Source organism: Streptomyces pathocidini, assembly GCF_001418495.1.
Taxonomy (GTDB): Bacteria; Actinomycetota; Actinomycetes; order Streptomycetales; family Streptomycetaceae; genus Streptomyces; species Streptomyces pathocidini.
On the sequence record NZ_LIQY01000212.1, the window covers coordinates 1 to 8,668 of the forward strand.

General features: G+C 74.9%; 6 protein-coding genes, 1 tRNA gene and 1 pseudogene. 1 reads left to right on the top strand and 7 read right to left on the bottom strand.

The window, feature by feature from the left end:
* The coding region (locus tag AOK16_RS12010) for a putative bifunctional diguanylate cyclase/phosphodiesterase (RefSeq protein ID WP_338058485.1) at window positions 1–1,483 on the bottom strand (1,483 nt) is incomplete at its 3' end.
* Between the two features lie 397 nt (window positions 1,484–1,880).
* Here AOK16_RS12010 and AOK16_RS12015 point away from each other — a divergent pair.
* On the top strand, window positions 1,881–3,125 hold the full coding sequence (locus AOK16_RS12015; RefSeq protein ID WP_055472250.1) for a M6 family metalloprotease domain-containing protein: 1,245 nt from the start codon (window positions 1,881–1,883) through the stop codon (window positions 3,123–3,125).
* A gap of 153 nt (window positions 3,126–3,278) precedes the next feature.
* Here AOK16_RS12015 and AOK16_RS12020 read toward each other — a convergent pair.
* The 6 genes and pseudogenes from AOK16_RS12020 to AOK16_RS12045 all read right to left on the bottom strand — a co-directional run.
* Window positions 3,279–3,352 (bottom strand) — tRNA-Lys (locus AOK16_RS12020).
* The gene (locus AOK16_RS12025; protein ID WP_055472254.1) at window positions 3,343–3,942 is read right to left on the bottom strand and encodes a bifunctional DNA primase/polymerase; all 600 of its coding nucleotides are present in this window, start codon (window positions 3,940–3,942) and stop codon (window positions 3,343–3,345) included. The genes AOK16_RS12020 and AOK16_RS12025 overlap by 10 nt, the downstream gene beginning before the upstream one ends.
* 132 nt (window positions 3,943–4,074) lie before the next feature.
* The gene (locus tag AOK16_RS12030) at window positions 4,075–4,443 is read right to left on the bottom strand and encodes a hypothetical protein (protein WP_055472251.1); all 369 of its coding nucleotides are present in this window, start codon (window positions 4,441–4,443) and stop codon (window positions 4,075–4,077) included.
* Between the two features lie 278 nt (window positions 4,444–4,721).
* Window positions 4,722–6,119: an AAA domain-containing protein gene (locus tag AOK16_RS12035; protein WP_079101284.1), complete on the bottom strand. Its 1,398-nt coding sequence runs from the start codon at window positions 6,117–6,119 to the stop codon at window positions 4,722–4,724.
* On the bottom strand, window positions 6,116–7,669 hold the full coding sequence (locus AOK16_RS12040) for a hypothetical protein (RefSeq protein WP_055472252.1): 1,554 nt from the start codon (window positions 7,667–7,669) through the stop codon (window positions 6,116–6,118). Before AOK16_RS12040 ends, AOK16_RS12035 begins: the two co-directional genes overlap by 4 nt.
* A 202-nt stretch (window positions 7,670–7,871) precedes the next feature.
* Window positions 7,872–8,668 (bottom strand): annotated as a pseudogene (locus tag AOK16_RS12045) (hypothetical protein); the annotation flags it as partial.

Genomic DNA, 8,668 nt, shown 5'->3' on the forward strand with positions numbered 1-8,668 from the left:
CCGCGGAACCCATGACGGCCGACTCGGTCAGCTCCAGCTGGAGCAGCTCGGGCGGCAGCCCGGTCTCCTTCAGGATTCCGGCGACGTCCGCCACCAGATCCGAGTCCCAGACCTGCCGCACGGCCACGTTCACGCTGTGGTCCAGCTGCCAGCGCCGCGCCTGGCGGCAGGCGTTCTCCAGGACCCAGCGCCCGAGTTCGACGATCGAGCCGTCCTCCTCTGCCACGCCGATGAACCGATTCGGCGCCAGGGTGCCGAACTGCGGGTGGCGCCAGCGCACCAGCGCCTCCACCCCGCGCAGCGCCCCGTCGCCGAGGCCGACGAGCGGCTGGTAGTCCAGCGTGAACTCCCCGCGCTCCACGGCCGGCCGCAGCATGCTGGACAGGGCCTGTCGGGTCATGCGGTGGGCGTTGCGCTCGGGGTCGAAGAGGGTCCAGCGGGCCTTCCCGTCGGCCTTGGCCCAGTACAACGTGGTGTCGGCGGCCTGCACCAGACCGGTCGCGGTGGTCCCGGCCGCCACCCGCTCGACCACGCCGATGCTGGCCGAGACCGAGAGCCGCTGCCCGGCCAGGTCGAACGGCCGCTGCAGCGCGGCCAGTACGGAACCGGCAAGCGCCGCCAGCTGCTCGGTGCCGGTGGAGTCCTCCACCAGGACGGCGAACTCGTCGCCGCCGAGCCGCGCCACCAGGTGGCCGCCGCGCCTGCCGTGCCCCAACTCGTCGGCGCACTGCACCAGCCGCTGCGCGACCGCCCGCAGCAGCTCGTCGCCGACGCGGTGCCCGAGGGTGTCGTTGATCGCCTTGAACCCGTCCAGGTCCAGGTAGCAGAGCCCGATCCGGCCGGTGCCGCCGCGGTCGTACGGGTCGGGGGTCAGTGCGGCCGTCAGCCGCTCGAAGAAGAGCGCCCGGTTGGGCAGCCGCGTCACCGGGTCGTGCATCTGGAGGTGGCGCAGCCGGGCCTGGAGGTCGCGCCGCTCGCTGACATCGGCCACCGACAGCAGTACCCGGCCGCTTTCGGGCAGCGGCGCGACGGTGACCTCTGTCCACAGCGGCCGCCCGTCCGGGCCCTTGAGGCACCGGGCGCAGCGCAGCGGTTCGTCGCGGCCGCGGAGCACGGCGAGGTACGCGTTCCAGATGCGGGAGTCGTCGCCGAGGTCGACGAGGTCGGCGGCGGACTCGTCCGAGAGCAGTGCCGGGTCGGTGCCGAGCATCGCGCCGAGCGTGTGGTTGGCGCTGACGACCCGCCCGTCGCGGCCCACGACGGCCATCCCGAGCCGTGCGGCGTTGAACGCGGCCTGGATGTCGCGCAGTTCACCCGCGGAACGCGAACCGGGCGGCACGCCCGTCGCAACAGGTGCCGCCGGGCCGGCCGGGGCGACACGGGTCGCTTCGCCGCCCACCAGGGCCCCCGCGCCCGTCCCGCTGACCGTCCCGGCCGGGTCCGCGAGCTGACGGCGTCTCGGGTGGTTACGTTTAGTGATCATCGGCATCGTGATGCCGGGCGCATGGCCCGGCCCATCGGGGGATTGGCTCACCGCTCGCTCCCGCAGGGCACTCGTCTCGTACAGATTCGAAGAGGTGGTCCGGCCGACGGCGAACGACCGCCCATGGAGGAATCCGCGCTGGAAATGTGGCGATCATAGAGGCCCTTGAGAGGGCCGTTCCAGTAACACCGTAGTGATCTTGGGCACCCGCGACGCCCCGGCCGATCGTTTCTGCACACCTCTGCCCGAGCCTGTTGCCTCACCGACCATCGGTGACTTTCTGTTACTTATGACCATGCTTGCGGCCCTCACTCGACCGGGTCACCGGAACAGGGCATGGAATGACAAACCCCCGCAGGGTGGATGACGTGTCCCGACTCCAGCCGGGGAGGTCGACGTGCCGCGTCCGCAGACACCCGGGCGAGTGGACCGGTCGCGTCTACCACGCTCTCTCGCGGCCGGATTCACCTCCCTCACGGCCGTGATCGCCACCTCGCTCGCGGCGGGCCCCGCCTCGGCCGCGAGCCCGGTCAACCCCTGTGCGCTGCGCCGCACCGGCGCCCACCACTCCGAGGGTGTGGACACCTGGAACGCCTCCTACCACCGTCCGCACCGGCGGCTCGAAGCGGCCATGGTCTTCCTGTCGTTCCCCGACGCCGTGCCGCAGGCCACCCCCGCCGAGCTGACCGCCGACTACTTCCCCGACACCTCGTCCTTCTTCGAGCGCGCCTCCTACGGCCGGTTCACGCTCCGCCCCCACCCGCAGCGCGGCTGGGTCCGCATGCCGAAGTCCTCCACCGCGTACGGGATAAAGCGCGACTGGGAGCCGCGGCGGCGCGCGGCCTATCTGCGCGACGCGGTGCACGCCGCCGACCGGAGCGTGGACTTCTCGCGGTACGACGTCGTGTACTTCGTCGCCGACCCGGACGCGCCCGGGGTCGACTCCGACGCCACCAAGGTGGTCAACTTCGACCGGCCGATGCGGGTGGACGGCACCGAGCTGCGCCGGATCGTCACCGTCTTCGAGCAGCACCCGCCCGACCGCAACGTCCTCGCCCACGAGACCGGGCACGTCTTCGACCTGCCCGACCTCTACCACCGCCCCAAGGACGGCAAGGGTGACTGGGACACGTACGTGGGCGACTGGGACCTCATGGGCAGCCAGTTCGGGCTCGCGCCCGAGCCCTTCGGATGGCACAAGTGGAAGCTCGGCTGGCTCGACCGCTCCCAGATCGGCTGTGTGGACCGGGCCGGCAGGAGCGTCCACAGCCTGGAACCGCTCTCGGCCCCCGTGGACCGGAGGACGGGCGGCGGGCGGCGGCTGCTGGTGGTCCGCACCGCCACCGAGGCCGCCATCGCCGTCGAGGTCCGCGAGGCGCGGGGCAACGACGCCGAGGTGTGCAGCCAGGGCGTGCTGGTCTACCGGGTGCGCAGCTCGACCGCGTCCGGCGGCGGCCCGATCGAGGTCCTCGACGGGCATCCGCACTCCGGGGCCTGCTGGACCTCCTCCGTCTATCCGCAGCTGGCGGACGCGCCGCTGGGGGTGGGGGAGCGGCTGACCGACCGGGACAGCGGGGTGTCGGTCGAGGCGCTGGGCACGGACGGCAGCGGGCGCTGGACGGTGCGGGTCACGCTGCCGTGAGCGCTGCCGCGAACACGGCAGCCGGGGTGCCGTACGCGGTGCCGCCCCCGTTCCGGGGCACCGGCCCCGGCCGTTCCGTCGCCGGTCCCGTACATGACGAAGGGCTTCCTCGCGGAGCGAGAAAGCCCAGGTCAACGGCCTAACCGTAAGAAGTGCGCCGCCAGGGACTCGAACCCCGGACCCGCTGATTAAGAGTCAGCTGCTCTAACCAACTGAGCTAGCGGCGCCCGACGGGGACGACCTTAGCATCCGCCTCGGGCCGAACGAAAATCGATGGACCCGCGCCCCCGCGGGCCGCCCGCACACAGGCCCAGAGCAGGATCTCGGGGCCCGGCAGCCACGGATAGCGCACGTCGGGCGCGACCAGCCAGCGCGATCCCGCGTCCCGGTCCTGGCCGGTCCCGTCCGCCGGGTGCCGGGGGTTCGGGGCCGGTACGGCCACGGCGTCGCCCGCGCCGTGGCAGAGCGGTGGCGGGACCGCCCGGCCCCACTCCTCCCAGTTCAGCAGTGCGGGCAGCCGGTGGGCGGTGCCGGGGGCGGCGAAGAGCAGGGTGCGGCCGCGGTGCGCGGCCACCGGGCCCGAGCCGGGGCCGCCGGACCACAGGCGGTTCAGCATCCGGCGGCCGAAGACCGCGGGCACGTTGATCACGTCGAAGACGGTGCCGCAGGGCAGGACCGCCGGGGCTGTGGGGAAGGTGGCCCACCGGGCGAGCGCGGCGCGCGGGGACGGGGCCGCGGAGGCGAGCCATTCGGCCCCGGCGGCTGTGGCGAGGGCCGCGGGATGGTCCTGCGAGGGCGCGGTGTTCACGGTGGTCATGCACCTAGACGTACCGACCCGAGTGGGGCCGAGGCCGCGGATCGCGGGAAAACCGGACAGGGTGGGGTCGCTTCGGGTACCGTCCGCCCCTCGCTCCCGCCTGCGGCCGTCCGGGCCGTCCGTCCGGCCCCGCTACTTCGCGGCCGTGCCGCCGCCCCGCAGCAGGTCGCGGCCGAACTCGATCATCTTCTTCGCGTAGTCCTCGCTCCACTCCGCACGCTCGGCGATCGCGGCGGGCGAGAGCCGGTCGAACCGCTTGGGGTCGGCCAGTTGGGCCGCGGCCATCGCCTGGAACTCGGTCGCGCGGTCGGCCGCCTCCTGGAAGGCGAGGGAGAGTTCCGTGGACCGGTCGAGCAGCTCGCGCGGGTCCTCCAGCGACTCCAGGTCGAAGAAGTGCTCGTCGTCCTCCAGGGCCTCCGCGGGCTCGAAGAGCAGCGCCGCGGGCCGTAGCCGCCGCTTCGCGTCGTCCGCCTGTTGATGAGCCGGCCGCGGCTCCGACATGGACTTACCTCCGACGTTCTCCGACGACTGGTCGTCTGGTGGATCCGATCCGGTGCTTCTGCCTTCATTGTCCCGCGCCTGGCAAGACCACCCTCCTGGGCCGCCGGTGGACCGCGTGCTCCGAGAGGTGCGGGAGCGCCGCGTGGTTCGCCTCCCAGCCGTCCGGGCTGTTCCCATCGGCTGCCTCCGGAGGCATGCCGGACTCCGCCGTGCCGGACTCCGTCCGGCGAGGTGGCGGCGATGAGCTCGGCGCTCGTCGACCCGGTGCCGGGCGCCGGTCACGGCCGCCAGACCACCCGGTGTCCGGACCACTGATCCAAGGTGGACATCATCGCCTCCCAGCCGTCCGGGAACTTCACCGTCACCCCCAGCTGCACCGGCTCCGTCGAGGGGTGGTCGTCCAGCAGCTCCGTGACGCCGGCCCGGCACACCACCACGCACGCGTGCCGGTGGCGCGAGGCCAGGACGCACAGCCTCCCCGTCTCCAGGTGGAACGCCGTCGCGTCCGGGCGGCCCGACAGCGGGTGCAGCACCACGGTCACGTCGAACTCCCGCCCCTGGAGCCGGTTCGCGGTGTCCACGGTCACGCCCGGTACCCCGAGGTCGGCCAGGGCCGCGCGCACGGCGGCCGCCTGGTCGCGGTGCGCGGTACCGACCGCGATCCGGTCCGCCGTGAGCGGTACGGGCTCCTCGGCACGCTCGCTGCTCGCCGCGCCGCCGCGGTCCAGCAGCCGCCGCACCACCAGGGCCACCGCCCGTACGGCCTCCGGGTCGGTGCGCGGGGTGTGCCGGGCGGGCAGCTCCAGCAGGCCCCAGCCGGACTCGGCCGCCTCGTCCAGGACCCGGTCCGCCGCCGAACCGTCCGAGCGCACCCCGAAGGACAGCCGCCGGTCGCCGTGGCCGGTGCCGCTGCGGAAGGGCGTGTACGGGTAGAAGGCGGCCGAGACGAGCGGCGCGGCCGAGGCGGGCAGCCGCCAGGACACCGGCAGCCGGTGCTGGGGCAGCTCCGGATTGTGCGCGAGCAGGGTGCTGACGGCGCTCGCCGACGGGTCGTAGGCCAGGCCCGCCCACTGCTCGGCGCCCACCACGCTGAACGGGTCCAGTTGGCCCGGGTCGCCGACGAACAGCGCCCGCTCGAACAGGCCCGCCACGGCCAGCAGCGCGTCGGAACGCATCTGGTATGCCTCGTCCACGATCGCGTGCCCCCACGGCTCCACGCCCTTGGTGTGTGCCCACTTCGCGGCCGTGGAGACGACCACGTCGAGCCCGGTCAGCTCGGCGGCCCTCGCCGAGGTGACGACCGCCGGGTGCTGGTCGAGGGCGGGGTCGTACGGGTTCGGGTCGCTGCTGTGGAGCCGGCCCACCGGCAGGTCGGGCTCGGCCGTGGCCAGCCGGTCGACCAGGTCGTCCACCTGCGCGTTGGTCTGCGCCACGATCATCAACGGGCGCCCCGCGGCGGCCAGTTCGCGCGCCGCCCTGACCACGAGCGTGGACTTGCCCGCGCCGGGCGGGGAGTCCACGACCACGCCACGGTGGGCGCCGTGCAGGGTGTCCCGCAGGATCGCCGCCGTCGCGCGCGCGGCGGCGGCGCCGGGGCCGGGCGCAGCGGCGCCCAGGGCGCCGGCGGAGGCCCCCGCTCCGCCCAGGGGCTCGGTCGAGGCCTCGGCGCCGGTCATACGAAGTCCTCGTCCGTCACGGGGTCCGGGGCCTCGGCCACGGCGGCCGGCGGGCCGCCGTGCGTCCACGGAACGGCTTCCGCGTCCGGCAGTTCGGGCCCGCCGCGCGGGGCGTGCTCGAACAGCGTCCAGCACACGTGGTCCCCCTCCTGCGGCACCGAGCCCTCCTCCGGGACCTTGCCCCGCCCCATCCCGCCGGTCAGGCGCACCACCGGCCCGCCCGGCGCGTAGGACACGAACTCCCCGGTCTGGGTCTTCCCGCCGGCCAGGGCGCGATACACCTTCGCCGACTCGGCCAGCTGCGGCCGGTCCTCGGTCAGGACCGTCACGAGTGGGCGCGGGCGGGGGACCTTCGCGTCGCTGTACGCCATCTCCACCTCGGTGACCCGGCCCGCGAACGCCTCGCCGGCCACCCGCCGTTCGGCCATCACCAGCGGGTCGTCCAGCGCCTCCTGCGCGTCGAGCCGGGCCTGTGCGGTCTCGCGCACCGCCAGCTTCTGGGCGGCCGCCACCGCGTCGTCCCGCTTGGGCTGCGGCGGTTCACCGGCGCGTACGCGGTCGCGGTGGCCGGTGTACGACCAACGGTCGCGCTTCCAGCGGTCGGCGACCCGAGCCCCCTCCGGGAGGGTCCGGAGCAGGTCGGCGCCCCGCCACAACGCGTCCCAGGAAGGTCGCAGTTGGGAGGCCAGGAGGTCGCGGATCTCCGCCTCGGCGCGGGACAGCGCGGCGGGGGAGCCCGCCGCGCGGGCCGCGTCGTAGCGGGCCGTGGCCGGGGCCAGCAGCCGGTTGTCGAACGCCGGGTCCGTGGCGGGCCCGGCGGGCGGGCAGCACAGCAGCCCGTCCGGGCCGCGCCCGGTCTCGGCGCGCAGCGCGGCCTCCGCGCCCGACTCGCCCTCGGGCGGGTCGATCCAGGCGAGGAGCGCGCCCAGATGCTGGTCCTCGACGTGGCTCTGGCCGGTCGCCCAGTGCCGGGACAGCAGCCCGGTCATCGGCAGCAGCAGCGAGGAGCCGGGCACCCGGGACCGCTCCCCGTAGTGGGTCAGCCAGCGGCCGAGCAGCGGCACGCGCGCGGGGGCCGGATAGGGCGTGTCCGGGTCGTCCTCTGCGGTGCGGCGGAACCGCATCGACCGGCCCAGCAGCCGTACGAACTCCACGCCCGCGGCGCTGGGCACCAGCAACTGGGGGGCGTCCGTGCACAGTTCGACCTCGACCGGAACCTTCCTGCCCGTCTCCGGGTCGGTCTCCTTGCGCTCCTCGGCCTCGACGCCGTCCGCGTACGACTCCACGTAGGGCAGCACGGCCTCGGCCAGGTCGGCCAGGAACGCGAACCTCAGGTCGCGGTCGCGGGGCTGGGCCACCACGAGCAGCCGTGGCGCGTCCCGGTCCGTGCCGACCATCGCCCCGAGCGGGGCGCCCGCCTCGCCCGCGGTCGTCAGCGGCACGAACGCCAGCGGCCGGTCGGACAGGTGCCGGTGGAGCACGGTCGCCCGCGCCTGCGCCCGGCCCGCGCGGACCGCCTCCAGCCGGGCCAGGGTGGTGATCAGGGACATGGGACCTCCGCTCCGGGGCGCACGGGCGCCGGTGGTCCGCAGCCATGGGAGTCCCCTGACACCTTGCGGCGATCCATCGGCCCCTGGAGGGGCGGGCCGGCGGGCAGGCGCTCCATCCGGTGCCTGGGCCCGGGACCAGCGGGCACCGCCCTCCGCGCCGCGGCCTTCGGGTACGGGCGGCGGGTGTTCCGGCGCAGGGGGGTCAGCCGCACAGGACACCTCCCGCGGCCGCGCCGGAGGCGGTGAGCGCCTCGTTCCGCAGGGCGGCGGCGCGGCGCAGGGCCTCCACGGCCGGGTCCTCGCCGTCCCGACCGCCCTCGCCCAGGGCGCCATCGTCCTCGCCCAGGGCGGCGGCCAGGACGGCCTCGACCGTCGTGAGGCCGCCGAGTTCGCCGCGCACGCCCCGGCCCAGGGTCTGCACCGCGCCCGCGGTGCGCGCCTCGGCCCGGCAGTGGAAGGCGAGTTCGCAGGCGGCCAGGCAGTCGGGCGCGTAGGCGGCCCGCACCGAGCCGACCGCCGCTTCGAGCTCCGCCGCGGGCCGGGTCGGCGTCCCGCCGTCCCCGGCCGGGCGCAGGTCGAACGTCGTGCCCTCCGGGAGGGCCGCGGCGATCTCCTCGACGCGGGTGAGCCGGGCGAGTTGGCGGCGGGTGACGGCCACCTGCTTGCGCACGTCCACCGGCTCGGCCGTGGGCAGGTTGGAGAAGTCGCGGGGGCAGATCAGCAGCACGGTGTGGCGTACGAGTCCGGGCGCGGCGGCCAGTGCCTCCAGCGCCAGGACGTAGACCGCCGCCTGCCGGGCGGCCGCGCCCACCTTGGCCGCGTCGGCCGAACCGTCCACCACGGGGAAGGACTTGACCTCCACGACGGTGATCCCGCCGTCCGGGCGCACCACGACCGCGTCTGGCTCCAGCCAGACCGGCGACCCCGCCACGTCTAGCACCAGCATCGGGTGGAACAGCAGCGTCCAGCCGCCGGATTTCACCGCCTCCTCCAGGGCGA

What these genes read in the sequence shown, in the direction of transcription:
- AOK16_RS12030 (WP_055472251.1), bottom strand. Translation starts at nt 4,443, where the DNA reads ATGTCGGAGCCGCGGCCGGCTCATCAACAGGCGGACGACGCGAAGCGG.
- AOK16_RS12035 (WP_079101284.1), bottom strand. Translation starts at nt 6,119, where the DNA reads ATGACCGGCGCCGAGGCCTCGACCGAGCCCCTGGGCGGAGCGGGGGCC.
- AOK16_RS12040 (WP_055472252.1), bottom strand. Translation starts at nt 7,669, where the DNA reads ATGTCCCTGATCACCACCCTGGCCCGGCTGGAGGCGGTCCGCGCGGGC.
- AOK16_RS12025 (WP_055472254.1), bottom strand. Translation starts at nt 3,942, where the DNA reads ATGACCACCGTGAACACCGCGCCCTCGCAGGACCATCCCGCGGCCCTC.